Consider the following 24,264-nt stretch of genomic DNA (forward strand, 5'->3'; position numbering starts at 1 on the left):
AAAGATTTATAATCATGAAGTTTAACTGAAATAAAAAAGGCCCCCATCCTAAAAAATAAGGACGGGAAACCCGTGGTGCCACCTTCATTGGCTGTATAACAGCCCGCTTAGCCATATCAGAGATCATTCCTTCTCGAATATGTGTCTCTTGTATCGATGAGACGTTCGTCAAATCCTACTCTCACTTGTTAAGCAATTTCAGTTTGAAGGCTCAGAAGTCCATTCACGTCCATAATCCACACTAGTTCGCACCATCCACTAGCTCTCTGAAGTGATTATCGGAAGCTACTCCTCTTCGTCAACGCCGTTCCGTTCTTTAATTATTGTCTATCTTAATACGAAGCACGGGGTGAAGTCAATGGGTTATTGTCAGAATTTTTTTGTTTATCAATCAGAGGCGTGATGAACTTAATAAGAGGAAGCCTGAACAGCCCTTTCATCTGGCTCTCCGAACAAGTACATGTAGGCTGTTTCCATACCACTGAGTCATGTACTTGAACCTGCCTTTCAAGAAATTCGATTCCACTGGGTAATGGCGTTGAAGAGATTGCCTGTAACAGAGTTCACTTCAAAAATTTCGCTTTATATTTACTCAGCGTAATCAACGGCCAAATATAGTTATAACTATGATAATAAATATAAAATGTCCCCGGCAGGCCAGCTCCGGTTGGATACATCGTTTTCCAATTTTCTTTGTTCAACATACCAAGCAGAGCCTTCACGCCCTGATCAATTTCGCTGGTCGAAGAATCACTGGTTGAGATTAAAGCATCCAATGCCCAAGCCGTTTGGGCAGGGGTACTGGATCTCAGTGGAATGTACCTTCTCTCTTTGTCACTACTGCAGGATTCACCCCATCCTCCATCGCTGTTCTGGATAGTACAGAGCCACTTTTTCGCCTTGAAAACTGTTTCATTATCATCTGGAATACCCACGGCGTTCATTCCAGTCAGCGCCGCCCACGTACCATAAATGTAACAGATTCCCCACTTTCCATACCAGGAGCCGTTCCCTTCCTGGTTTTTCATCAGCCACTCCACCCCCTTTTTTATTCGAGTGTTTTCAAGCCCCAACCCAGCATCCTTACCTAAAAACTCAAGAGTCCTTCCTGTTAGATCAGCACTGGATCTGTCAAGGGCGGCATCTTCGGCTCCATCCATCGGCACCCATGATAATATTTCCTTCTGTTTATTCTTCTCAAATGCCGGCCAGCCGCCATCTTTATTCTGCATGGAAAGAGCCCATTTCACCCCTCGGTCCCATGAGTTGCGTTTATCTGAATCATCAGAAGCCGCTCCCTTTAAAGCCCTCAATGCGGCCGTCGTATCATCGACATCTGGATTGATTGTGTTGCTGTGTGAAAACCCCCATCCCCCAGGGGCTGTCAGGGGGGCTTCCACAGACCAATCTCCTTTTTTGGTATGCTGGCGATGAAAAAGGTACTGCTCAGCCTTCAAAATTTGCCGATGGCTGCTGCTCACTCCCGAGAACTGCAATGCATAGCTGATGAGTGCTGTATCCCAAACGGTCGATGTAGAATTTTGGATATGAGGATATCCAGCCCCTTGACATTGGTACGAAATCATTGCCTTGACAGCATTGACAACCAATGGATGCTTTCTGGAATAGCCTTGTGATAAGAGAGCAAATACCATGTAAAAGCTAGAGCTGAAATAACTGTATAGGCTGCCATCTGGTTCCAGCCTTGCCAGCATGTAATCCAACGCCGTTTTTTTGGCGGTGGCATGTAAGTTAAATGAACCTGATGCCAACGCCTTTATTCCTTTTGTTACTGACTCAACGAAAGACCTTTCCTCTTCCCGGAATAATAGACAATCCCCTTTTTCTATCAACAAACCTGACAAGTCAGGAGCGGAACGGCTTTTCCGAATGAATTTCTCACTCTTCATGAGCAGCATCGGGGCAAGGTGAACTCTTGCATACCCGCTGAAATCCATAAAGCTTACCGGGAAATAAGATGGGAGCAGGATCATTTCAACCGGAACTGGAAAAAACCGGTTCCAAGGGTATTGCCCGTGAGCAGCGAGCATGAATTTTGTCATGGAATGGACCTTATCCAGTCCGCCTTTGGAAAGGATATACTCCTTTGCCTTCACCATGTTCCCGTCGTTCCCGTTGACCGCACCGCTCCACAGCAGAGCAAAATACGCTTCAACGGTAGCGGACAGATTCCCACCTTCCTCGTCTTTGTGAATTTTCCAAAATCCTGCATCCTCCTGCTGAGCTAAAAGCCTATTAGACAGCTCTTCTGCCATCCTTTCTTTCTTTATTCCCAGAGACCTGATGAGCACGATCATATAGGCATCTGTCATTAAAGTGTTCTCAAAGCAGTAACGCCAGGTGCCATCTGGAAATTGACTCTCTAGTAATCTCTGCTTTAGACTCGATATCTCTGAATTAATCAAGGCTTCCACCTTTACACCGCCTTTTTTGCAAGGGTATCATACCTTACTATATTCAGGATATCCAAGGTCATTCCGCTCCATTTCCCTGCAGGAATTTCTTGGATTATACATATTTAAACGAGTTGTTTCTTTCCTATATTTGTATAATGGAAGTAAACAAGAAGAATCGTGGGAGGTTGTTTTATGGTTGAAGCTAAAGTCAAACCCAAAAAGAAATGGTTATTGTTTCTTTCTCTTACAGCATTAGTACTAATCACCAATTTCTCAGTCTACCACCTTGACGATTTCCCAAAAGGGATGGCTATCGGCTCCATTATTGACTTTATGATCATCATTCCCCTGATGGCCTATTTTTTCATCATTCGCCGCAATCACTCTGCAAAGGCAATTTCATTGGTCATTGCCGCAGGTTACGGAACAGCATGGCTGATCATTCCAAATGAACATCTTGCCATGGTTCCTTTTTTCAACTACTTTTTAATTGCTGCCGAGGGAGCATTTTTGCTGCTGGAGTTATATCTTGCCTTCTATATCATCAAAGCCGTTCCCAAGGTGTGGAAATATACAATAAACCGTAAACTTGACGGAGAAGACCTGTTCCCTGATCGACTGGAAACCGCCGTTCAGCAATATATGACTGCTCCTCTTTTCTTAAGAATATATTTAACTGAAGTAAATCTGTTTTACTACAGCTTGTTTTCCTGGAAGAAGAAAACGCGAATCACTCCAGACTCGTTTACCATCCATCAAAAAGGGAGCTCCATCGCCCTTTATATCATGTTGATTCACGCTCTCGTCATCGAGTCAATCGGGCTGCATTACTTTCTGCATATGTGGAGCCCAATCATCTCCTGGATTCTATTATTTCTTAACTTATATACAGTGATGTTTTTCCTGGCCCAAATACAGGGAATCCGGCTTAATCCCATCAGAATTTCCGAAGAAGAGTTGGTCATCCGCATCGGAATGACCAGCAGGATTAACATCCCGCTGACGAACATAGCATCCATCTCCCACTATCAAGGACCAGAAAAACTTACTAGAACCCAGGAAAAGGTCACCTTTTTGGCCATCGCTCCAGACTTGATACCAGAAAAAGCACAGCTGGAGATTAAACTACACGAGCCCCAGACAGCTCATTTCCTCTACGGTTTCACCAAAACAGTATCACAGGTGCTTATTAAATTGGATGAGCCTGCTTCGTTTCAAGCTTCCCTTCTCAAAAGACTGGAAGAGGAAACGTGAAATGACCCTTTATACAGACTGCCTCTTACTGGGCAGTCTTCTTATTTATGTTAAAATATAATCAAGATTTCAGAATGTTTGTATGATTGGATGTGATTTCATGAATTTTACCATTTATCCGCTGGGTGATTCAGCTGTTTTAATAGACTTTCAGATAAAAGATGAAGAGAAATGCTTACATACCATAACTTCCCTTACTCATGCGCTGACCAAATACAAATGCAAATACAACGCCATCATCGAGGCAGTGCCTGCATATAAAACGGTCACTGTCCACTATAATCCTCTGAAAATTCATTCTCCTTCCCCCTTCAGCATGATAAAGGATATAGTGGCTTCTGAAATAGAAGCGTTGGTGTTAAACCATGAACCAGCCAGTCAAAAGGTGCTAACGATTCCGGTTCTATACGGAAAAGAGGCAGGACAGGACCTGCCATTTGTTGCTGAACATAACAACTTAAGTGAAGATAGAGTGATCAAAATCCACAGCGAACGAATCTACACTGTCGCGTTCCTTGGATTTTCACCCGGATTTCCTTTCCTTAGAGGGATGGATTCTTCTATAGCTGCACCTCGCAAAAAAGAGCCCCGTATCCGAATAGACGCAGGCTCTGTTGGAATTGCAGGTAATCAAACAGGCATTTATCCCCTCTCTTCGCCAGGGGGCTGGCAAATCATCGGTCAAACTCCTCTTAAGCTGTTTGATCCGAATAATCCAAGCCGGCCATCGCTGCTTTCTCAAGGAGACAATATACGATTTTCTCCGATTACAGAAATAGAATTTCAACGATTGGAGGAAAGCTGAATGGGTTTCATAGTCGTGAAAAGCGGCCTCCTGACAACCATCCAGGACCGTGGAAGGATCGGTTACCGGGATATTGGCATGCCGGTCAGCGGGCCAATGGACGAGCTGGCATTCCGCGCCGCCAATCTTTTAGTCGGCAATCATGAAGGAGATACGGCTGTAGAGGTGACCCTCCAAGGGCCCGTCCTTCACTTCACTGCCGATACCATTATTGCCATTTGCGGTGCAGATTTGAACCCTTCCATAAATGAAGAACCAGTACCAAATAACAAACCTTTATTGATCCACCAAGGGGACGTCCTGCGCTTCGGAATGGCGGCTGCAGGCATGCGTGCCTATGTATCATTTAGAGGCGGCCTGCATATTAACAAGCAGTTGGGCAGCAGCAGTACCAATATACTTGCCAAAATCGGGGGGTATGAAGGCAGAGCCTTAAAAGCAGGAGACAAAGCTGCCCTGAACACAGAAGGTCATTACGGGATGGAAACGCATCATTGGTCCTTATCTCAAACTGTTTTCTCTTACCTGGAAAAAAAGGAAGTAAGGGTCTTAAAAAGCAGTCAATGGGACTGGTTTACAGAAGAAGCAAGATCCATTTTTTTGACAGAGAGCTTCAGGATTTTGCCAGACTCAGACAGAATGGGCTACCGACTGAGTGGACCGGCCCTGTGGTTGGAAAAGCCTCAAGAACTCTTAACAGAAGGAATTGCCAAGGGTACAGTCCAGGTTCCATCCAGCGGCAAGCCAATCATTCTGATGGCAGACAGCCAGCCTACCGGCGGATACCCCAAGATTGCAAACATCATTACAGCAGACCTGCCCATCATTGCCCAATTGAAACCCAGCGAAGCAATATCCTTCAAGGAGGTAACGTTGGAAGAGGCTTTTACAGCCCTAAGGGATACTGAAGAAAAAATGAAAATGGTGAAAGCGGCCATCCGCTTGAAAACCAGGGATCAGTGACAACAATCCCCGGCCCTATGACAAAGTAATTGCGAGAGGAGGAAATTCACCATGCAAATTGATTTGAATTGCGATTTAGGAGAAAGCTTTGGAACTTATAGTAAAGGGAATGATGAAAAAATCCTGGAACACATAACATCGGCTAATATCGCCTGCGGTTTTCATGCGGGGGATCCGCAAATCATGCTGAAGACTGTCCAGCTGGCCATAAAAAACAACGTGAAAATTGGTGCTCACCCTGGATACCCTGATCTTCAAGGATTTGGCCGGCGGATTATTGAAATCCCCCCGGAGGAAGTCTATTCTTTGGTTCTTTACCAAATCGGTGCTTTGAGTGCGATTGTCCAATCGCAAGGAGGACGGTTATCCCATGTCAAACCCCATGGCGCCCTCTACAACCGTGCTGCAAAAGACAAAGAAACTGCAAGGGCGATCGCCAAAGCGGCAGCTGATTTTGATTCCGGGTTAACCTTGTTCGGGCTGGCTAATTCTGAACTGATTACGGCCGGCCGGGAAGCAGGACTGAGTACTGCCAGTGAAGTCTTTGCAGACAGAACGTACCAAAGTGATGGATCCCTAACGCCGCGATCACAAGAAGGAGCGGTGATCCATGATGAGGGGCAAGCATTAAAACAGGTGGTAAACATGGTAAAAGAACATAAAGTGCTCAGCGTGGATGGAACCGAAATTAAAATCGTCCCCGACACGATTTGTTTACATGGGGACAACGAAAAAGCCTTGATCTTTGCTGAGAAAATCATTCAAGCCCTAATATAGAGCAAAGAAAAGCTGGCTCCTTATTTCGAGGGCACTGAAAATCTGCCGGTTTCTAAACTATAACTATAATTAATAAAGCCAACTCTTCTTCCTATAAAAGGAAGAAGAGTTGGCTTTATTCTTGGAAAGTCACCGTATATGCTGCTCTATTTATCACATTAACTTAAAATTCTTTTAATGTTTACCGCAAATATTGCCATGGCACCTTGTAATTCCATGCCAATTAGACACGAAAATTCTGCCACATTATACCCGTGTCTGTGTTTTAACTCACTATTTTTTGCTTCAATTATGTATCGTTCTTTTGCCTTTTCTCTAAAGCATTTCTATTTCCTGGAATTTTGCCTGTGAGGAATGCTGATTGACTATAAGGAAAGGGAATACATCTTACTCTTCGTTCCTTCCTTATAACACCACTCTGAGAGAGTGCATCTTACATTTTTTTACATTTGTCTATTCTTTTCTTCTCTTTCCTAGCTTTTCGTATAGCCATATGTCCTGCCTTGCAGACATACCCTACTTATTATTGAACTCAAGTTCGTCCTCTTTCTTACGAGCAGCCTGAGTGATGAGAGGGTTTAATTTTGAAACCAACTTAATCCCATTTCCCTTGCTATATTCAATGTTATCTTTTTCCGAATAGGCCGTATCCCCAATAACCGCCTCAACTTCCATGCCTGCACTTTTACTTTTTTCAATGAATGTCTGGAGTTCTTTTCCGTCACTTTTTTCTCCGGTGGTAATGGTTGCGGCACTAATTATACGCTCTTCATTCATCGCAAGATGGGTTTTGTAGCCAAAGAAGGAGGAGTCAGCTGTTTTGTGCCCCACTTTGGCATCCGGATCTTTCATGGACCGGAGTCACTCAATACCGTCGGCAACCGTTTCTTTCAGGAGATTAAGCTGTTCCTTTACTTTTGGTTATTCTAAAAGGGTTTCTTACTTTTCTATCACCCCAATCAGCTTTTGTGAGTAGGCGATTTCATCTTCCAGCACATCACTGGTGGGTTTCAAAGGGAATTTGTCTTTCATATTTTCGTTTATCTTATAAATCAATTTCCTAAGGTTCTTCGATCGCTCCACAAGAATTTCTTTTGGTTTCATTTGATTATAGCGTGACTTGGTATGGGTGGCATCTACAATAATGGATTATGATTTGTTTCTCTATGGCAATCTCAACCGTCTTGTTGACAAGCATGTCTAATAAGTTCATGTCCTTTAATCTCAGCTTACGAAACTTAATCAGAGAACTTGAATCAATGAGGGCCTCTTCTGGGGCCATATATAAAAAATACTTGAAAGACATATCATATTTAGACCGCTCAACAATATCGACATCTGATACATCGTGAATGGTTTTCAAAAACAAATATTTGAACATGCGAAAAGGATCAATCGCATTTCGCCCATTATCATGACAAATTTATCCTTTAATTCTTTAATTCATCAAAAATAAAGGAGAAGTCGATTAAATCGTTTATTTTCCTTAACATATGGTCATGAGGAACGACGATATCATACAGGTCCATATACTTACTGAACATCATTGTTTGTTGTTGTTGAATCACTGGAAACCACCCACTTATATTGTTAGTTCTATTATAAAGTAAGGTTTAAATAGCGGGTAGTGTTCTTTTTTCTCAACGTTGATTGGAGTGGAAGGTGCGCGACCTCCTGCGGGACTAGGGGACAGGTGAGACCAAGGTTACGTACCCACTGGAACATAACCCCGCAGGCGAAGCCGGCTCCAGCGGCCAGCGACTAGCAGATTTCGGTCTCTCTTCTTGCGATAAGTCAGCATCGACTCACTATGTTCGTCGTGTTTCCTTTATCTCATACGAGAGCCCTCCAATCTGTACGTCGCTGAACGGCCGCCCCGCGGAGTCGCGTACCTGGAACGGAAATCAACATTTTTTCGTAAAACATGAAGTGAAAAAGGCAGAATCGCTCTTTGAAGTGAGCGATTCTGCCTTTTAGAACTTTATTAGACTTTTTCAGTGCCCTCGTATTTCAAGACCAGCTTTTTTGTTTCACTTTTTCTCTTGTTGATCAGGAGTTATATTAAATGGGAGCTTTTCTGCAGCAGCCTGCAGGATTTTATTATTCTTCACATTCTCCATTAAGAACTCCGTATAGTCATCATCCCTTGAGAGCGCACCCGAAAATTCTTTTTTTATATGATTTTCGGCTTCCTGGAAAGTCTTGAAGTTCCCTTCAGAGACACCGTTGTATTCGACCACCCAGCCTTCTCCATCAACCGGATATACAAACATTTGATCATCTTGCCTGTTCTTATACAGTGAACCGTTAGGCGATTCCTTTAAATTGTAACGGTTCTTAGGTGCGTCGATCGGCATAGATTCTATATCGTAGACATCGGTCACAAAAAACTTAAAAGCTTCTGGTGTCAGGTTACAGCCAGAAGCTTTGGCATGGCCGCCGCCCTCAAACTTCCCTGCAATTTCCGACACATCAACATCATCGTGAATCGTCCTCAGGCTGATCCGTTTTCCGCCTACACTGATTATCGCTATATAATCAAGGTAAGGATTGTCTTTCCCGAGTTCATTGCCCAATTCTGAGTGATAGGATTCTGCATGGACAATCCCGACACAATACTCATCAACGAATGATTTTGTCAGTTCCCGCCTTTTTCTCCAGATGTACCTCTCAATCTTGCCCTCTTCCATTTCGAGAATTTTCTGTTCAAATTCATCAAAGAAAAACTTTTTGTGATTCTGGAGACGATCGAGCATCTTTTCTTCAAATTCTTCCAACGTGAGCAAGAAAAACAAATCATTCAACCTTTTAGCCGTTGTGTTATTGTTCACATCCCATTCCCACGTATCATACTGTCTCACAAGTTCAACAAATTCATCCAGTATCGGTGTCGGCTCAATTTCACCTTTCTTCTGTAGGTCTTCATACAACAAGGATGTGGCGGAAGCCAACCTTCCGTCTTCATACTGCACGGTAACAGCTGCCCAATCGTAGTCGTTAAAATGTTCTGCGCTGCGATGATGGTCGATCAACTCCACTTGGCCATCTTTCTTATAATAATCCTCTATCGCTTTCTCGTTCTCTTTATTTACCGAGAGGTCAGTGATAATCAACTTGGTATCTTTATGGGGCTTCCTTAAAAATTTTGCCACTTGAAAGTTCAGGCCGCCAATGGAATTATAGCGTACTTCAGCTTCTTCTCCCCAGGCAATCTTTGCGATAATGCCGCATCCGACACCATCTAAGTCATTATGTGATAATAAAAAACGTTGCATATTTGGCCTCCTAGGCTTTCTCTATGTATTCATTGTTCTATTTTTTGTCATTCCCCTGCTAATATACAGCAAAAAGTGGAGCGTGTTAAATAAAAAGCGAATCGTGCCATTCATTGTGTACAAACCGGACTGCTTATTCATGGTATACATGCTCTCAACCAACAGAGTGAATTGATAAATTGGATTTACGTGAATCAGACTGATAGAGACATGCAGCACGGTCGATAACTTTGTTCCTTGGTTAATATAGGCTATGACAACCGGCAGCTTTGGCTTACTATCAATCACGCTCCAGCAGCCGGCGTCTGGGGAGAATCTCGGTTTCTTTTCCTAGCCGGATCCAGGACCTGGTTCAAGATACTTCCCGACTCTGCTTTGGGCTGTATCCCATCGTGCAGCAAATCACCTCTAACGGTCTCATAAATATCTCTATAGGGCATTATTTTCACAAATCCGAAAATACACAAGAACCCCCCGATAGGACGTTAATGATGATACGAAACTGAAACTAACCCCACAAGGACCCTCTAGAGAACTATGAATTAAACTCCCCTTTTATTCCCCCACACATAGGTATGAAGCTGCGGCAGCACTCTGACATTATTGAGCCTTTCACTTTGAGTCACAACATCGATCAACTTCTCATATTCCGCTATAAGCCCGCTGACCAAGCTGCCTTCATTTCCATCGGAAAGATTGCGGTTTCCCACTTGAAGAAAGAACGGGACCCCAGGGTATCTCTCATGCAGGTGTATTGCATAGTCGAGATCGTCGTTATCAAAGATCACTACTTTTAAACTGTAGCCACTATGGGCACTCAGCTCATTTAAAATAACATCCAGTTTTTCGATATCTGTCTTCATTCCTGAACTTGGCGGCTTTGGCGAAAGCGTCAGCTCATCGATGTCCATAAACCAGTCCTGCCACCTGCTCCCCTGTGTCTCCAGTGCGGACTGAACACCCTGGTCTTTGAAAAGAACGAGAAGATCTTCTATGGCTGCAATAAGCGCTGGATTGCCTCCGGAAATGGTTACATGGTTGAACCTATTGCCTCCGATGTTTTTGAGTTCTTCCCAGATTTCGCGTGCAGTCATCAGGCGGATATCGTCTTTGGCAGATCCGTCCCACGTAAAAGCGGAATCACACCAGGAGCATGAGTAATCACAGCCTGCCGTTCTTACGAACATGGTTTTCTGGCCAATCACCATCCCCTCCCCTTGAATCGTCGGGCCGAAGATTTCCAATACGGGTATTTTTCTCATTGTGCCTGATCCTTTCTTGGACGGAAGATACAGTAACTTGTCGGTGTTTCCCGTAAAAAAACCTGTAAACACATTGCTTGATTGCCCTGCATATCCAAATGGGTTTGAATGATACTGTAAATAAGCTCCGCCATGACTTCTGTAGTCGGGAATTTCTCCTGATTCTCAAAAAACAATGGATCTTCATTCAGCATTGTGTGATCAAAGCGGTCATGGATAAGCTTTTTTATGGTTGAGAAATTGATGAGAAAACCAGATTCATCCAGCATGTTTCCCCCGATTGTAATATTGGCAAAATAGGTATGTCCGTGGACTTTCCGGCATTTACCGGCAGCTTCTGATGGAATGTAATGAGCAGCCGCAAACTGGAAGTCCTTATTCAGTTCATAAGAAAAGGAGTGCTCCGGTACAGGATAGATTTGTCCAATCATGATTCTTCTCCTCGCTTTTTGGAAGATAAGTAGTCAGAGAGACCTTTGTTCCTCAATTTGCATGATGGACAGGAGCCGCATCCATCACCTCGAATACCGTTATAGCAGGTAAGTGTCTGTTCACGGACATATTGGAGCATCCCCATTTCATCCGCCCATTTCCATGTTTCTTCTTTGTTCATCCACATCAGCGGGGTATGGACGACGTAGCCTTCATCAAGCGCCAGGTTCAATGTGACATTGAACGATTTGACAAACATATCCCTGCAATCCGGATATCCACTGAAATCCGTTTCACATACACCCGTAATGATATGTTTCGCCCCGAGGTTCCTGGCAAGCACCCCTGCAAATGATAGAAACAGTAAATTTCTTCCCGGAACAAAGGTTGACGGAAGTTCCCCTTCTTTTTCTGTGATCTCTTCATTTCTTGTAAGGGCACTCGGGGCAAGTTGATTTAGAAGGCTCATATCCAGTATGTGATGACGCACATTGAATTCTTCACAAATATCTTTCGCACATTTCAGTTCCTCCAGGTGCCTCTGCCCGTAATTGAAAGTAACAGCTTCCACCTCTTTAAATTCTCTTTTTGCCCAAATCAAGCAGGTGGTGCTATCCTGTCCCCCGCTGAATACTACAAGTGCTTTCTCATTTTTCATATAAAATCTCCTCTCTCTCCTAAGGCATACCTGCCAGATACAAGAAGAAGGAAGTTCATACTGATTCTCTATAAGTATTTAAATACGAAACAAACAAACAGAAAAAACGGCACCCAAGGAGATGCCGTTTCCTTAGTTTTTTATAGAGGGTTAAGCTAGAACCTCTCCTGCCTGTATGCAGAATTCTTCTATTCATTATGCTACTTTACCATAGAGCAGGACACCTGTCATCTGCCGATTGCTTTAATTTCGCAATAAAGGCATTGAACAGCACCGGAATGACCCGCCTGATTTTATAATTTCAGAAAAGTCGACTTCAATGACCTCATAACCATTATTCTTCAGTAAATGATTGACTACTTTATTTTGCGGCAGGCTGAGGACTTTATTATTGCCGATGGATAACACATTCGTTCCCATTGTGAATTGTTCCTGTTCATTCACTTCAATCAGATTATAGTAAGATTGCAGCATCTTCAGTTCTTTCCGCTTGAATGCCGGTGAAAATACGAGTGCCTCATCCGGGGAAAGAATGTTGAAAACACAGTCAAGATGCAGGTACTTTTTCTGAAACGGGACAGGGATGACTGTAAAACCTTCAGCATGCGCCTGCAGTTGGTTGATGGTCTCCAGGTCTGTTCGATGGCTGATCCCGACAAATACCTTGTCTTTATCAACTATCACATCTCCACCTTCAATACTGCTGCAATCGAGCTTTTGATAGTTACGGCCGTTACTTTCAAGCCAATTGGTCAATACCTCAACTTCCCCTGCACGTATAGTGCTGCCCATTTCAGAAACATACACTGTATCTCCAATCGTAAAGCCGATGTCTCTAGTGAATACCTGTTCTGGAAGCTGCCGGTCCGGTGTCAATTGGATGACTTCCGTACCACTGTCCCGCATTGCTTTAACAAAGTTCTCATGCTGATTTACTGCTGTTTGAATATCTATATTTTTTTCAAGGAAATGTTTTTGCGTCTCATTAATGACTTCTTCAATTTTCATGTAACGAGGCTGGCAAACGATGACTTTTTTCAACCTGTCATATTCACTGTCACAATATTCTGTTTGCTGTTTTCGAATCGTAGTAGCCATTTTAACCCTCCATCTTCTTTACCTTTTATGAGATTATTCCCATTGCTGCAGGGATATTAAACTCTTTAGTAGAGGGGGGAAAAGCCAGCCCATTTCATTCGATGCATAAAGATTAACTTCATGCAGTAGATACTGTATTTTTATTCTCGAGTCTACTTGTTACATGTAAATTCCTGAATGAATATTAGTTGGTGACTTTTTCTGCATAGATTAAAATTGATGCTTTTGACCTAGTTGAGGTCCTTTCTAAAAGCAAAGCTTGACTTCTTGAACTTCATTGCTTCTTCATAAAAGCGATGGGCATCCTTTCTTTGCAGGCCAGAATCCAGACCAATCATTCCGCATCCTTGGTGTCTGCCCCATTCCTCTACATATTCAAGGAGCTTTCTTCCATATCCCTTTGAGCGGGCCGACTCGGCAGTTACAAGATCATATACAAATACATGGCGCTGAGCATAAAAGTTGGTCCTTATAATGACGCCGGCAAGTGAGACCAAATCCTTCCTCTCATAGAGGCAGAATACTCTGTATCCTTCATTCTTCATATCTTTCAAAAAACCAATATATTCCTCTTTGGACAGTTCAGTCCGCAGCTGAATCAACAGGTCGTAAACCTGATCCCAATCCTGTTCCGTAACCGCTTCGCTAATTTCCATTTTCATTACTCCCTTTTGACATAATCTGAACTCCCTGACTACTATTCTTCGTCATACTATTTAATTCCTTCAACCGGAAAAATCATACTGTTTTAGGAATGCTTGTTGGGTTACCATGAGATATACCGACGCCGCTGGCTCCATAGAAATTATGATAAGAGGAAGCGTTCGCTTCGTTCTGCATAGGTATGAGGGCTCTAGACTATGACATCAGAATCACGGTATACCAACAGCGGTCGGTGATGACTAATCAGAAGGAGAGAGACCGATATCTGTCAGGCACTGGCCGCTGAAGCTGAAACCGCGATAATCCGGCAGGAGCTGCGGCCATATTTCACTTCATTTCTCCATTAGCATGCTAGATGGATGTTACACTCATTCCCTTTGATGGAGGATTTTAAGAAGAAACTAACCTAACAGTTGATCACAGCAGACCATTTTGTCACGACCAAGTTCTCGAAAGGAGAGTAAGATGCGACAGCTTTGGGGGATCCATTAAGAATGTATGAACAAAAAATAGAACCCCAGCTCATTGGAGTGGGGTTCTACAATCTGAGAGACGCTCTCAGTGCTACTCTAGGAGTTCACGACATTGCCTTCTGCCGGGATCGGATGGTCTTTCAGCATTTTTGCAAAGTGAATCAGGTTATAGGCCATGATTTTGGTGTTCTGCTTGGTAAAATCATTTTTAAAGCCATCAGCTTCGAGGAAAGAAGGGCCGGGACCTGCTTCACCAACCCAATAAGAATCTACATTCGGCGGAATGGTGAAGCCAAGGTGGGACATACCATAAATAATATCCCTGGCAGCGCTTTTGGCTCCGTCTTCATTTCCAGTAACGATGGATCCTGCGACTTTATTGTAGTAAAGGTACTGCCCTTTATCGTTCGTCAAGCTGGCACCTCCGTTGATCCGTTCGATTACACGCTTGGCTATGCTGCTTTTCTCACCAAGCCAAATCGGTGTGCCTATGACCAGGATATCTGATTCCTTTACTTTTTCAAAAATGTCCGGCCATTCATCTCCGATTCCCTCGTCCGGAGTCATTCCTGGTGCAACATTATAGTCTGCAATCCGGATTGTTTCAGTATCGACACCTTCATCCTGCATGATATCGATGACTTTGTCCATCAACCCCTGTGTATTTGACGTTTCAGGACTTTTCTTTAAACTGCAATTCAGGAATAAAGCCTTTATTTTCAACATACATACCTCCTCCGAAATAGTTCTCTTATTTATTATCCTTTAACAGCATGAGTCAAACTAGCTTGGGAGATTTAAAGCTTTAATTGAAGGAGTAACGCACTTTCTATTTTCATCTCTTTTTATAGGTAATGGTAACCCTTCTTTTCATTTCGTTTCTGATCATCCTGATATATTCTTCTGAAAGATTTTGTCTTTTGGCATGCCTCCATACAGTCATCAATTGTTTATTGCTTAAATGCCTTAAGGTTGTGGGATTCATGAATTCCTCCTAACGAAAAGAAGAACATTCAAACTTGACAAAAGCTGTTTCAGGATTTTTACCCTTTTTTTTCAGTTTATAACTTGTTAATGTTCTAAAGTTAAAATGCTGCAACATAGACGGGAAATCCCGGGTTGTTGCAGCACTCATCGTTATCGTAAGAAACCGCCGTCCGAGTGAATGACCTGTCCTGAAATCCACTGTGCTTCTGATGAAACTAAAAAGACGATGGGTGCCCCCAGTCCACCCAACCTGCTGGCGTCTGTCACTACAGCAATCCTGTTCATCCCCTCAACTCCTTCAGTTGACAAAGGACTTCCTGATATCGGGCTTCAAGCAAAGCAATATCATCAGAAGGAGAGGGAATGCTCAAGCGGCTGATGAGTTCAGTCATCCTTGTTTCAAGCTTCAACAATTTTTCTTCATTGTCATCAGCACCCTGAGGCTGTCTGCTGCACTCCTCGAACTGCTGTAAACCTCCATCGAACATGGTTATGACCCCGTTTTGAAATCTCCAAAGTTTATCGGCCACGTTTTCAACGAATGTTCGATCATGGGAGATGACGAGAACGGTTCCCGGATAATCGCGCAAAAGTCCCTCAATCGCCTGCAGTGTATCAAGATCAACATGATTTGTCGGCTCATCAAGAATTAATAAATTGTAGTCGCCGACCAGCAGTTTAGCAAGGGAGGTTTTCACACGTTCCCCTCCGCTGAGGACATGAATGGGCTTATGGACATCCTCTCCATAAAATCTTAACCGCGCCAGAATGATCCGGATGATATGCTGCGGCAATATGCTGCCTTCTGTGACATATTCGAGGATTGTAGAGTGTTCAGGAAGATTTTCCAGTGTTTGTTCAAAGTAGCCTGCCTTTACATTTTGAGCAAGCTCTAGTTGTTCGGGATACTCATGCAGCAGCTGCCTGATCAATGTCGTTTTTCCACAGCCATTTCGGCCGATGCAAGCAGTCTTACTACCGGTTTTCAATCTAAGATAGCGGCTCAGATAAAGTTTCCTGCCATCGATCACTTTTTCAATCTCTTTTGCGGTAAGCAATGTCCTTCTATGAATGGGCGTCTGCAGTTTATACTCCATTTTTATGGAATCCCATTCGAATGGTTTTTCCACCTTCTCCATCCTATCAATCCGCTCCCTAATCACGGTTGAAACACGTTCAACTTTCGCCCTCTTTCCCTTGGCCTTCCCTTTATACAGCTGCCACTCGGAATTTCCCATCCGTGAAGGAGGTTTATCCATTCCTTGGGCTTGCTTCTTCTTTTGTTCATACCTTTCCATCAACCGCTTTTTTTCTTTCATATACATTTCATATTTCGCTTCTTGTTCTTTCTTTTGCCGGTCCTTTTCTTGCAGAAAATCATCGTAGTTTCCCTGGTATTCTGTCAGTTTACCGTCCTCAATCTCCCAGATTTTCGTGCAGACAGAATTGAGAAGAGACCTGTCGTGGGATGCCAGGATAAAGCTGCCATTAAAAGACTGCAGTTGATGTTGAAGCTCTTCGATTCTTTCCCAATCGAGATTGTTTGACGGCTCATCCAACAGCATCAATTGGTGATTTGCGGAAAATAGGGCATCCAGCTTTTTGATCGTCATCTCTCCTCCGCTTAAATAGATATCGCCGGCAGATTGGCCAAGCTGTTCAAAATAGCCGCTGCTGCAATACCAATCCACTTCAGGAAGCGAATCCGCCAAACCCTGGAGGTACTTAAGGAGAAGCGATTTCCCCTCGCCGTTCTTGCCTATCAAGCCGCTTTTATCCCCCTGATAGATACGTAATTCTTTTTCATCAAAAAACATTTTTTCGCCGATCGTATAATGAACATTTTTAGCTCTCATTAATAACATTAAAAAACCTCCCCGAAATGCTCCGGAAAGGTTAGTATATATTCTATGCTCAATATCCAAAAAAGTTATACGTACAGAAAATAATCAAGAAATTTCCACAAGAAAAATTCTTGAAGGCTGAAATATACTTTTTTGAGCAAAGTGTCCTTTATTGACAATGGACATACTTATCCTATCCGGAACGAGTTTATTTTCGCAAATATACTTTTGTTCATTTCTCGTTTGAGTGGGATAGGTAATTACTTCATTGCTCAAAAATTCAGTCCTTTCTATTTTAACTATTTTCAGTATATTGAAAAACATTGTAAGTTGCAACTAGTACTAGAAATTCTTATCCTCTGCTGAGTCTTTTTTCCTTGGCGAACAGCTTCCTGATCAGCCTGATCTGTCCTCTGTGATTGATTTCGTCTTCAAACACATGAAACCATTTAAAAAAGTTGTTTCCTTTTTTGCTGTACCAAAAATCCGTCTCACGGTAAAGCCAGCTTTCATCAAGTGAGGCAAATGTTTCTTCTGTGATCTTTCTGACCGCCTGCAGTTCATCCAGATAGTGCTGCAGGGGCTTACCTTTAATGACTTCCGCCTCTTCCCCCAATCCCAAGGCAGGCTCAAGGGTATCTGCATAATCATTAACTCCTTCCTCATCAAGTTCCTCAAACGTGATTTTTTGATAAACTTTTTCGACGGCAGCCAAATGGGCAAGCAGCATGGCGATTGAGTTGAACTCATCGTCATGACGGTAATCCACCTCATCCTGTGATACATCCTTTAAATCAGCCAGAGTCGTGAACCTTGCATAGTTCATCATTGAAATTAAGATAGAGAAGTCTTTTTTTAAACCTTCTTTTTCCTTGATTAAAAACATATTATCATTGATTTCCATAATTCCAGCCCCCTTTTAACTCCTTGCTTGTTTACTGACTAATACTATCATACTAATTAAACTAACTATCTCATATATCGGTAATATAAACTGCGGTCTCTTCAGATTGTACACGGATTCGGTTTACGGCCAGCTCCCTGACAGGCAGGGTATAGTCATCAAATTTCGCTAATTCGTCAATAGGTATCCATGCGACGTCCAGTAAATCTTCATTTTCAGGGAGGGTTGTATCCAGGTGCAAATCTCCTGAGATGATTTTTGCAAGGAAGGAGTATTTACCCGAAGACACGTGCAACTCTTCAATGGCTTCGGTCCAGTATCCTGTCTCTTCATGCACTTCCCTGATCATCGCCTGCTCGGGAGTTTCCCCTTCTTCAATCCCCCCACCTGGAAAGTTCCACACGATGTCTCCTCTTTGAACGAACTGCTTTACCATTAACATCTTATTATCTCTGATGATAATTCCTTGTGCTATCAACCGGACCACCCTTTACTTTTTCTTATGTATCTATCTTATCTCATTTCAACTAAAGTATAAATCTGGTAAAATGGTTTTTCCATAATAGAAAGGGTGTGATCGATTGGGTTATCCAATCAGGGTCAGGGCAGGAGCATTGATTATGAAAAATCAAAGAGTTCTTCTTGTCAAGTTCAAGGATGAAAACGGTGTTCACTACAATCTTCCAGGCGGTGGAGTTGAACAAGGCGAATCGACTTCAGAAGCTGCAATGAGAGAGGCACGGGAGGAAGCCGGCGTTGAAGCAGAGGTTAATAACCTCGCTTTTATTTATGAATATACGCCGCATCAAAATGAGGAGTTATATGGACTTACACCGACCCTCAGCTTATTCTTCGACTGCTCTATAATCGGCAGCAGCAAGCCTTCCATGCCAGATGCACCTGATGTGAATCAGACGGGTGTGGAATGGGTTCACCTCACAGAGCTGGAATCAATCCTGCTCTATCCGAAAATACAAAAACAAATAAAAGAATACGCCTTGGGACATTACGAAATGGATTTAATTGAAGAATGCAAACTCATGAAAGATTGAGTTTGAACGTACCTGCACTTTATATGGTAGTATGTAAGAAAAATGCAAGAAGGATGTGTAGAAATGTTGGTAATGAAAATGGCAAAAGAGGAACGTGAAGAAATCATAAGCCGAATCCAAACCTTCCATTATGAACAGCACGGAGAAGAACTCGGCATGATCGGAGCCGAAAACCTTTTTGAATTTTTCATGAAGGAGTTGGGTCCTTACTTTTATAACAAAGGCATTATGGACTCCAAGGAAGTTTTGATGGATAAAATGCTGCAGATGGAAGATGACTTGTACGCGTTGAAAAGGCCTGTGGAATAAAATAAAACGTTTTGGAAACTTCAAACGGGGAAGGCATCCAAAGGACATGAAGATACTGTTTGATTCGGCGAAACCATCGTTATACCCTTTCGATCGGACATCGAAAAGAGAAAAAGGTCTGCCATTCTTCTAAGAAGAAGCTTTCTAGAACATGAACGTGCTAAAGAGCTTCCAAGCTTCCTTTATAAAGCTTATCAAAGATATGAACTCAGAAATATATAACCTAGCATGACTAAGCTGCGGTTAGCACTATAGCTTTTCCTGCAATTAAGAAATCCCTCCCTTGTGAAGAGGGCACTGAAAAAGTCCAAATAAGTGCCCTCGTTCCTCGTGAGGGGTATTTCCTATTCAACTGTACGAATCTCTTCTGAGGCAAATACTTTTTTCTCATTAAGTACATCGATTTCCAGAGCATCTTCTTCCTCATCTTCAATGATTTTTCTCAATTCATCTTCTGAAATAGGTTTTGCAAGCGCCATGGACTCATCAATTTCAATGATTTTCGACTCTTCCCCTTCTTTATGACTGATATATTCTTCATTTAATACAATTAGGTCTGTCCCCAATGCCTGGATGAGTTTTCCATTCCTGGTGAAAAGCCTGACCTGGAAGGAGGTTTCCGGTTCTTCCATCTTTTCATCATCCAATGTGATATGGATTTCCAACTGCTTACCGTCTTCTGATAAAGAAACACTGGAGCTCTCAATCATCTCAATCTTCTTATTTCCGCAGCCTGCCATTATGCTCAAGAAAACCATCAAGAGTGCTGCCGCATAAAATTTCTTCACTATTGTGTCCCCCGCTTCTATTTCTGTCCTCATTTATAATACTATAATGGCAGCGGACAGGAAAATTGAAACTTCTATCGGGTTCATAATGCTCCTTGCTATCACCATGTTCAGGTGAATATCGGTATCAATAAACCGGCTAATAACAGAATCAATGCACCTCCCAATCTGGAAGAAATTTGGGCAAATGGCATGAGTTCCATACGTTTGGAAGCGGATAGAACAGCTACATCACCTGTTCCTCCCATATTTGCCATGCATAATCCCGCTGTAATGGCCGCTTCGATAGGGTAAAACCCAACCAATCTGCCAAGCAGGGCTGCTCCGATGACCGCTCCCAACACCACGCCAAAGACTGTAAGGATGTATTGCAAGGTAAGTGCTTCCAGTACTGTTCCAAGATCTGTATAGGCTACCCCGATACCAAACAGCAATGCAAATGTCCAGTTTTCAGCCACGAACTGGTACCATTGGCTAGCACCTTCTACTACTGAAGCAGGAATGACATTCGCTACTTTCGCAGCAGCAACCAGGATAATCATAATGGCATAAGCATGCAATGGAATGAATGAAGCTAGTAACGTGCCCAATGTAAAGAATGTCAGTGCTGCCAGAAGACCTGCACCCATTTTTTGAATATCATACGTAAACTCAGGTTTTTCGTATTTAAAACCTTGTATCAATTGTCCGTTTCCAGTAAGTGGTGGATACTTCCTTCCAATGATATCCAAAATACTGGCAAGGACAATGGCGAATACATTACCAAGCGCCAAAGCCGGAACCAGCATCGAAATATAGTAGCTTGGCTCATTGCCAAGAAGCTCAGAATAGACCTGGCTCATCGGGACAGCCCCGGCCCCCATTCCACCGCCCATAATGGGCATGGCGATAACAAGTATAGCTTCCTGTAGAGTGAACCCGACCAGTGAACCCAGCAGAGCTGTAAGGACAATCGCTCCGATAACAGCTCCGCCGATCGGAAGGAAATAACGCAATCCAACTTTCACAAGGATCTTTGAATTCATGCCCAGGATACTACCAGTTATCAACGCTGCGATATAGAAATTAAGAAATCCTCCAGTCTTCATAAAGTCAGTGACGGACGTTGTAATGCCTTCAGGAAGCCATCCACTGTATACCATGTAAGCGGAACCAAAAATTGCCACAATTGCTCCCCCGCCAAGGAATGTCTTTACAATAGGCAGTCTGTCTCCGACAAAACCAAATAACTCTCCAAGAACAATCATCACTAGTAAACTTCCGATCATACCGCCGGGAAGATTACCTGTATACATACTGATCAAGGTAATGACTGTAAAAATTCCAAACCATAGAATCGGCGTACGAAAGATCGTCACTTTTTCTTCTTTTGCCCCTGTCAGAGTAGGATTGCCCGATTTCTTGTTTTGATTATCTTCTGTAAGTTTTCTTGCTGGTTCTCCCAAATGTTTTCCTCCTCCTATCCTATCAGGAATTCCCTGTTTTCAGGAAACCGGAAATTCGATTTTATCACTGCGAATTCCCCTGAGTCCTGCCAAATAATCATGATTATTCAATCTCTCAGGTTGCATTGTGATATTCCACCTTCTTTTTTCGTAATCGCTTACATAATGTATGTACATCTTATTGAATATGGAGAAGGATAAATAGATTTTGAAATTAATGCATCCTTTTTGAAATTAAAAAAAAGCAGAAAGACCAAGAACCATAACTGGTTCCTGGTCTTATAGATATCCTTCGAGTGATTTGCCATTTCCTTTATATGAATATTGATAAACAGGGCGGCCGATTCCGTAGACAAGCGTTTCTTCGAGGATGTTGATTTCCGTAAGAAACACCAGGTACTTTCTAACCGAGACCCTGGATATGCTGGTTTTCTCAGCTATCTCATCTGTTGAGAAGCTTTTTAACTCCTTCACAGTTTCAATAATGATCTGCAGGGTACTCTTCGTGAGTCCTTTGGGCAACGACTTTTCCATTGCCTTTTCACGGCCTTCCGGCTCAAATAATCGCTGATCGATTTCTTCCTGGCTGAGAGTTTCGTTCTTATGAAGTATGGTATTTTTTTCTTTATAACGGAGCAAAGCTTGTCTAAACCGCTCGAACTCAAAAGGCTTGATCAAATAATCAATTGCACCGAAACGAAGGGCAGACTGGATTTTTCCGGTATCTGATGCAGCTGTAATTAAGATGGCGTCAACGGCCAATCCCATTTCCCTGACCTCCCGCAGTAAATTGAGACCATTCCCTCCCGGCATAAATACATCCAGGAGCAACAGGTCCACTTTTTGCGTTTCCAGAATGGCTTTGGCTTCTTTGGTTGTTTGAACAGCACCGACTAATGAGAATCCGGCTACTTTTTCAAGATAACGCCTATTGAATTCAGCTACCATCGGGTCATCTTCCACTATTAGTACATTAATCATCTTCTATCCCATCTCTCGTTGTTTCATATAGTATTTCTCCATCAAAAACAGTGCCGTCAGGAGTCGAATGGACTTTCAGACTGCCATTAAGCAGCTCAATACTTCTTCTGACTAAATAATGGCCGAATCCCCGGTCTTCTCCTTTTGAAGAATACCCTTTCTCAAAAATGGTTTCTTCGCTTTATCGTCGATACCCGGGCCAGTATCTTTCACTCTAATGGACAGACGGCCATCATGATCTTTCAATCTTAATTCTATTATTTTCTTCTGGCTCTCAGATAATGCTTCAATTGCATTATCAATTAAATTTCCGATGATGGTAATCAATTCGTGTGTGATTTCCGCTTCGAAAATGTGAGGTATTGTTGTATTGCTCTTTACGCTCAATTGAACATTTTCTTCACGGGCATAGCTTATTTTCCCTATCAAAAATCCGGCCAGAACCGGGTCTTTAATGGTATTTGTCACCATATCGATTTCCTGATTGTTATGATCGACCAATCTCCGGATGAATTCCAGCAATTCATCATATGCTTCCAGTTGAACCATACCAAATATGACATGCAAACGATTCATGAATTCATGCGATTGCGCACGTAATGTTTCGGCATATGTCCGGATACCTGTCAGCTGTTTGGCCAGGTGATTGACTTCGGTCATATCCCGGAAAGATGATATCGCTCCAATAACACGGTTATCGACAATGATTGGTTCACGGTTTACCAATATGGAAACACCATTCAGGATTTGTTCTTCGTCCCGTTCAGCTTTCCCTGTCTTCAGCACTCTGTCCAGCTTGGTACTGGGCATATACTCAGGTATTTTCAAGCCAACGGGTTCTTCTGATAATCCTGCCTTCTTAAATATCTTGAGAGCCGACTTATTGACCAGTGTAATATTTTTCTCCTCATCAACTGCCACGATTCCTTCATGTACTGACTGTAACATGGTACTTCTTTCTTCCAACAATTTTGAAATCGCATATGGCTCCAACCCGAAGAGCATCCTCTTTATATACCCAGCCAGCAGAACAGCTCCCAAAATACCAGCAAATATTCCTAATACAGTGCCTGTTATGATATTACGATGGCCTTGGGACAGAGCAGATTTCACCTGTGCCAATGAGATACCTACGGCAACTGCTCCGATTTGATTATTTTCATCATCATATATCGGTGTAAAAGCCCTCAATGAATCACCAAGCGTCCCCTTGGAAGTGGAAATATGTTCGTTTCCTTGTAAAACCTCTTTATCATCTCCACCAACAAATTTCTTTCCTATTAATTCAGGATTAGGGTGTGACATTCTGATTCCTTCCATATCCATGACCACTATGAACATCATATCCGTAATGGCCTGCACTTCATTCGAATATCCCTGAATTGCTCCGGCATTTTCTTTTGAAAGCAATCCTTCCTTCACTATCTCAGATTCAGCTACAGTCCTCGAAACAATCTGTGCCTTTTCTTCCTGGTTATCCTTAATCCTCTCAGTAGTGGTATTGCTGATCAGCAAATCTGTGATTAATAGGGATGAAAGTACAACCAGGCAGACAAAAAGAATGATGATAGTGGATAACTTATATGGTTTCTTAGACATTGTATCCCTCCAATCCCTAAACATTATAGCAAATAGAATGAAATCCTTTTTTAAAATGAAGTTCTTTTCTTAAACGTTGCTGCTATTACATCTTCAAAACAATGGCCATCATTCATCTGAAAAAAATTTTGGTGAGCAAGAAAGAAAAAATCTCTTTTCCTTTGGCTCTTTTCGTAAACTTTGCTGCTATTTGATAATAATTCCGGAAAATTGTGGAGTAATGAACACCGGAAAATTCCCTTTTTAGCAAGTGAGAAAAGAGCTTCTCTCTTCGTTCA

23 protein-coding genes, 2 pseudogenes, 1 riboswitch and 2 other annotated features (1 of these 28 running past the window's edge) are annotated in these 24,264 nt (G+C 42.6%); of the genes and pseudogenes, 6 read left to right on the forward strand and 19 right to left on the reverse strand.

Annotated elements, in window-relative coordinates; all coding sequences use genetic code 11:
* Positions 1-11: a binding site (T-box leader), on the reverse strand; it reaches 243 nt to the left of the window's first position.
* A gap of 43 nt (positions 12-54) precedes the next feature.
* Positions 55-311 (reverse strand) — a binding site (T-box leader).
* Positions 312-563: 252 nt separating this feature from the next.
* The gene (locus AC4E8A_RS14290; RefSeq protein ID WP_490193809.1) at positions 564-2,435 is read right to left on the reverse strand and encodes a terpene cyclase/mutase family protein; all 1,872 of its coding nucleotides are present in this window, start codon (positions 2,433-2,435) and stop codon (positions 564-566) included.
* A 174-nt stretch (positions 2,436-2,609) separates the two neighbouring features.
* Here AC4E8A_RS14290 and AC4E8A_RS14295 point away from each other — a divergent pair, with 174 nt between their 5' ends.
* The 4 genes from AC4E8A_RS14295 to AC4E8A_RS14310 all read left to right on the forward strand — a co-directional run bounded on the left by AC4E8A_RS14295 (position 2,610) and on the right by AC4E8A_RS14310 (position 6,216).
* Positions 2,610-3,671 carry a hypothetical protein gene (locus tag AC4E8A_RS14295; protein ID WP_490193810.1) on the forward strand — a complete coding sequence of 354 codons (1,062 nt, stop codon included), beginning with the start codon at positions 2,610-2,612 and terminating at the stop codon, positions 3,669-3,671.
* A 100-nt stretch (positions 3,672-3,771) separates the two neighbouring features.
* Positions 3,772-4,476 carry a 5-oxoprolinase subunit PxpB gene (pxpB, locus tag AC4E8A_RS14300; protein ID WP_490193811.1) on the forward strand — a complete coding sequence of 235 codons (705 nt, stop codon included), beginning with the start codon at positions 3,772-3,774 and terminating at the stop codon, positions 4,474-4,476.
* Positions 4,477-5,439 carry a 5-oxoprolinase subunit C family protein gene (locus tag AC4E8A_RS14305; protein WP_490193812.1) on the forward strand — a complete coding sequence of 321 codons (963 nt, stop codon included), beginning with the start codon at positions 4,477-4,479 and terminating at the stop codon, positions 5,437-5,439.
* Between the two features lie 51 nt (positions 5,440-5,490).
* Positions 5,491-6,216, forward strand: coding sequence for a 5-oxoprolinase subunit PxpA (locus tag AC4E8A_RS14310; RefSeq protein WP_490193813.1), 726 nt, complete (start codon positions 5,491-5,493; stop codon positions 6,214-6,216).
* A 158-nt stretch (positions 6,217-6,374) separates the two neighbouring features.
* Here AC4E8A_RS14310 and AC4E8A_RS14315 read toward each other — a convergent pair.
* From AC4E8A_RS14315 to AC4E8A_RS14380, 14 genes and pseudogenes are all read right to left on the reverse strand, one after another.
* Positions 6,375-7,784, reverse strand: a pseudogene (locus tag AC4E8A_RS14315) (IS1182 family transposase).
* Positions 7,785-8,246: 462 nt separating this feature from the next.
* Positions 8,247-9,491 carry a DHH family phosphoesterase gene (locus tag AC4E8A_RS14320; protein ID WP_490193814.1) on the reverse strand — a complete coding sequence of 415 codons (1,245 nt, stop codon included), beginning with the start codon at positions 9,489-9,491 and terminating at the stop codon, positions 8,247-8,249.
* A 21-nt stretch (positions 9,492-9,512) separates the two neighbouring features.
* Positions 9,513-9,779, reverse strand: a complete 267-nt coding sequence (locus tag AC4E8A_RS14325; RefSeq protein ID WP_490193815.1) for a hypothetical protein — start codon at positions 9,777-9,779, stop codon at positions 9,513-9,515.
* A 254-nt stretch (positions 9,780-10,033) separates the two neighbouring features.
* Entirely contained in the window at positions 10,034-10,753 is a 720-nt protein-coding gene (gene queE / locus AC4E8A_RS14330; RefSeq protein ID WP_490193816.1) for a 7-carboxy-7-deazaguanine synthase QueE, read from the reverse strand.
* Positions 10,750-11,184, reverse strand: coding sequence for a 6-carboxytetrahydropterin synthase QueD (gene queD / locus AC4E8A_RS14335; protein WP_490193817.1), 435 nt, complete (start codon positions 11,182-11,184; stop codon positions 10,750-10,752). Before queD ends, queE begins: the two co-directional genes overlap by 4 nt.
* Positions 11,181-11,843, reverse strand: coding sequence for a 7-cyano-7-deazaguanine synthase QueC (queC, locus tag AC4E8A_RS14340; RefSeq protein WP_490193818.1), 663 nt, complete (start codon positions 11,841-11,843; stop codon positions 11,181-11,183). Before queC ends, queD begins: the two co-directional genes overlap by 4 nt.
* Before the next feature lie 126 nt (positions 11,844-11,969).
* Positions 11,970-12,014, reverse strand: a riboswitch (PreQ1 riboswitch).
* Between the two features lie 72 nt (positions 12,015-12,086).
* Complete coding sequence (locus tag AC4E8A_RS14345) at positions 12,087-12,941, reverse strand: dimethylarginine dimethylaminohydrolase family protein (RefSeq protein WP_490193819.1); 855 nt, start codon at positions 12,939-12,941, stop codon at positions 12,087-12,089.
* Between the two features lie 230 nt (positions 12,942-13,171).
* Complete coding sequence (locus tag AC4E8A_RS14350) at positions 13,172-13,597, reverse strand: GNAT family N-acetyltransferase (protein ID WP_490193820.1); 426 nt, start codon at positions 13,595-13,597, stop codon at positions 13,172-13,174.
* 576 nt (positions 13,598-14,173) lie between these two features.
* Positions 14,174-14,803 (reverse strand): flavodoxin family protein, encoded by a 630-nt coding sequence (locus tag AC4E8A_RS14355; RefSeq protein ID WP_490193821.1) that lies wholly within the window; start codon positions 14,801-14,803, stop codon positions 14,174-14,176.
* A gap of 109 nt (positions 14,804-14,912) precedes the next feature.
* Positions 14,913-15,062, reverse strand: a complete 150-nt coding sequence (gene sda / locus AC4E8A_RS14360) for a sporulation histidine kinase inhibitor Sda (RefSeq protein ID WP_490193822.1) — start codon at positions 15,060-15,062, stop codon at positions 14,913-14,915.
* A gap of 152 nt (positions 15,063-15,214) precedes the next feature.
* A pseudogene (locus AC4E8A_RS14365) lies at positions 15,215-15,349 on the reverse strand (hypothetical protein); the annotation flags it as partial.
* Positions 15,346-16,929 (reverse strand): ribosomal protection-like ABC-F family protein, encoded by a 1,584-nt coding sequence (gene abc-f, locus AC4E8A_RS14370; protein WP_490193823.1) that lies wholly within the window; start codon positions 16,927-16,929, stop codon positions 15,346-15,348. The pseudogene AC4E8A_RS14365 and the gene abc-f, both read right to left, overlap by 4 nt.
* A gap of 331 nt (positions 16,930-17,260) precedes the next feature.
* The gene (locus tag AC4E8A_RS14375; RefSeq protein ID WP_490193824.1) at positions 17,261-17,812 is read right to left on the reverse strand and encodes a DinB family protein; all 552 of its coding nucleotides are present in this window, start codon (positions 17,810-17,812) and stop codon (positions 17,261-17,263) included.
* A 70-nt stretch (positions 17,813-17,882) separates the two neighbouring features.
* Positions 17,883-18,290: an NUDIX hydrolase gene (locus tag AC4E8A_RS14380; protein ID WP_490193825.1), complete on the reverse strand. Its 408-nt coding sequence runs from the start codon at positions 18,288-18,290 to the stop codon at positions 17,883-17,885.
* A gap of 103 nt (positions 18,291-18,393) precedes the next feature.
* Here AC4E8A_RS14380 and AC4E8A_RS14385 point away from each other — a divergent pair, with 103 nt between their 5' ends.
* Positions 18,394-18,864: an NUDIX domain-containing protein gene (locus tag AC4E8A_RS14385; RefSeq protein ID WP_490193826.1), complete on the forward strand. Its 471-nt coding sequence runs from the start codon at positions 18,394-18,396 to the stop codon at positions 18,862-18,864.
* A gap of 63 nt (positions 18,865-18,927) precedes the next feature.
* On the forward strand, positions 18,928-19,173 hold the full coding sequence (locus AC4E8A_RS14390) for a DUF2164 domain-containing protein (RefSeq protein WP_490193827.1): 246 nt from the start codon (positions 18,928-18,930) through the stop codon (positions 19,171-19,173).
* Positions 19,174-19,517: 344 nt separating this feature from the next.
* Here AC4E8A_RS14390 and AC4E8A_RS14395 read toward each other — a convergent pair whose 3' ends face one another.
* The 4 genes from AC4E8A_RS14395 to dcuS form a co-directional block, all read right to left on the reverse strand.
* Positions 19,518-19,961, reverse strand: coding sequence for a hypothetical protein (locus AC4E8A_RS14395; RefSeq protein WP_490193828.1), 444 nt, complete (start codon positions 19,959-19,961; stop codon positions 19,518-19,520).
* Positions 19,962-20,071: 110 nt separating this feature from the next.
* Positions 20,072-21,406, reverse strand: a complete 1,335-nt coding sequence (locus AC4E8A_RS14400; protein WP_490193829.1) for a 2-hydroxycarboxylate transporter family protein — start codon at positions 21,404-21,406, stop codon at positions 20,072-20,074.
* A gap of 279 nt (positions 21,407-21,685) precedes the next feature.
* Positions 21,686-22,387, reverse strand: coding sequence for a response regulator (locus AC4E8A_RS14405; RefSeq protein ID WP_490193830.1), 702 nt, complete (start codon positions 22,385-22,387; stop codon positions 21,686-21,688).
* 111 nt (positions 22,388-22,498) lie between these two features.
* Complete coding sequence (gene dcuS / locus AC4E8A_RS14410) at positions 22,499-23,986, reverse strand: DcuS/MalK family sensor histidine kinase (RefSeq protein ID WP_490193831.1); 1,488 nt, start codon at positions 23,984-23,986, stop codon at positions 22,499-22,501.
* Positions 23,987-24,264: the final 278 nt, after the last annotated feature.

The sequence above is a fragment of the Bacillus sp. SRL337 genome (genome assembly GCF_984799155.1).

What these genes read in the sequence shown, in the direction of transcription:
- AC4E8A_RS14295 (WP_490193810.1), top strand. Translation starts at nt 2,610, where the DNA reads ATGGTTGAAGCTAAAGTCAAACCCAAAAAGAAATGGTTATTGTTTCTT.
- pxpB (WP_490193811.1), top strand. Translation starts at nt 3,772, where the DNA reads ATGAATTTTACCATTTATCCGCTGGGTGATTCAGCTGTTTTAATAGAC.
- AC4E8A_RS14305 (WP_490193812.1), top strand. Translation starts at nt 4,477, where the DNA reads ATGGGTTTCATAGTCGTGAAAAGCGGCCTCCTGACAACCATCCAGGAC.
- AC4E8A_RS14310 (WP_490193813.1), top strand. Translation starts at nt 5,491, where the DNA reads ATGCAAATTGATTTGAATTGCGATTTAGGAGAAAGCTTTGGAACTTAT.
- AC4E8A_RS14320 (WP_490193814.1), bottom strand. Translation starts at nt 9,491, where the DNA reads ATGCAACGTTTTTTATTATCACATAATGACTTAGATGGTGTCGGATGC.
- queE (WP_490193816.1), bottom strand. Translation starts at nt 10,753, where the DNA reads ATGAGAAAAATACCCGTATTGGAAATCTTCGGCCCGACGATTCAAGGG.
- queD (WP_490193817.1), bottom strand. Translation starts at nt 11,184, where the DNA reads ATGATTGGACAAATCTATCCTGTACCGGAGCACTCCTTTTCTTATGAA.
- queC (WP_490193818.1), bottom strand. Translation starts at nt 11,843, where the DNA reads ATGAAAAATGAGAAAGCACTTGTAGTATTCAGCGGGGGACAGGATAGC.
- AC4E8A_RS14345 (WP_490193819.1), bottom strand. Translation starts at nt 12,941, where the DNA reads ATGGCTACTACGATTCGAAAACAGCAAACAGAATATTGTGACAGTGAA.
- AC4E8A_RS14350 (WP_490193820.1), bottom strand. Translation starts at nt 13,597, where the DNA reads ATGGAAATTAGCGAAGCGGTTACGGAACAGGATTGGGATCAGGTTTAC.
- AC4E8A_RS14355 (WP_490193821.1), bottom strand. Translation starts at nt 14,803, where the DNA reads ATGTTGAAAATAAAGGCTTTATTCCTGAATTGCAGTTTAAAGAAAAGT.
- sda (WP_490193822.1), bottom strand. Translation starts at nt 15,062, where the DNA reads ATGAATCCCACAACCTTAAGGCATTTAAGCAATAAACAATTGATGACT.
- abc-f (WP_490193823.1), bottom strand. Translation starts at nt 16,929, where the DNA reads ATGTTATTAATGAGAGCTAAAAATGTTCATTATACGATCGGCGAAAAA.
- AC4E8A_RS14375 (WP_490193824.1), bottom strand. Translation starts at nt 17,812, where the DNA reads ATGGAAATCAATGATAATATGTTTTTAATCAAGGAAAAAGAAGGTTTA.
- AC4E8A_RS14390 (WP_490193827.1), top strand. Translation starts at nt 18,928, where the DNA reads ATGTTGGTAATGAAAATGGCAAAAGAGGAACGTGAAGAAATCATAAGC.
- AC4E8A_RS14405 (WP_490193830.1), bottom strand. Translation starts at nt 22,387, where the DNA reads ATGATTAATGTACTAATAGTGGAAGATGACCCGATGGTAGCTGAATTC.
- dcuS (WP_490193831.1), bottom strand. Translation starts at nt 23,986, where the DNA reads ATGTCTAAGAAACCATATAAGTTATCCACTATCATCATTCTTTTTGTC.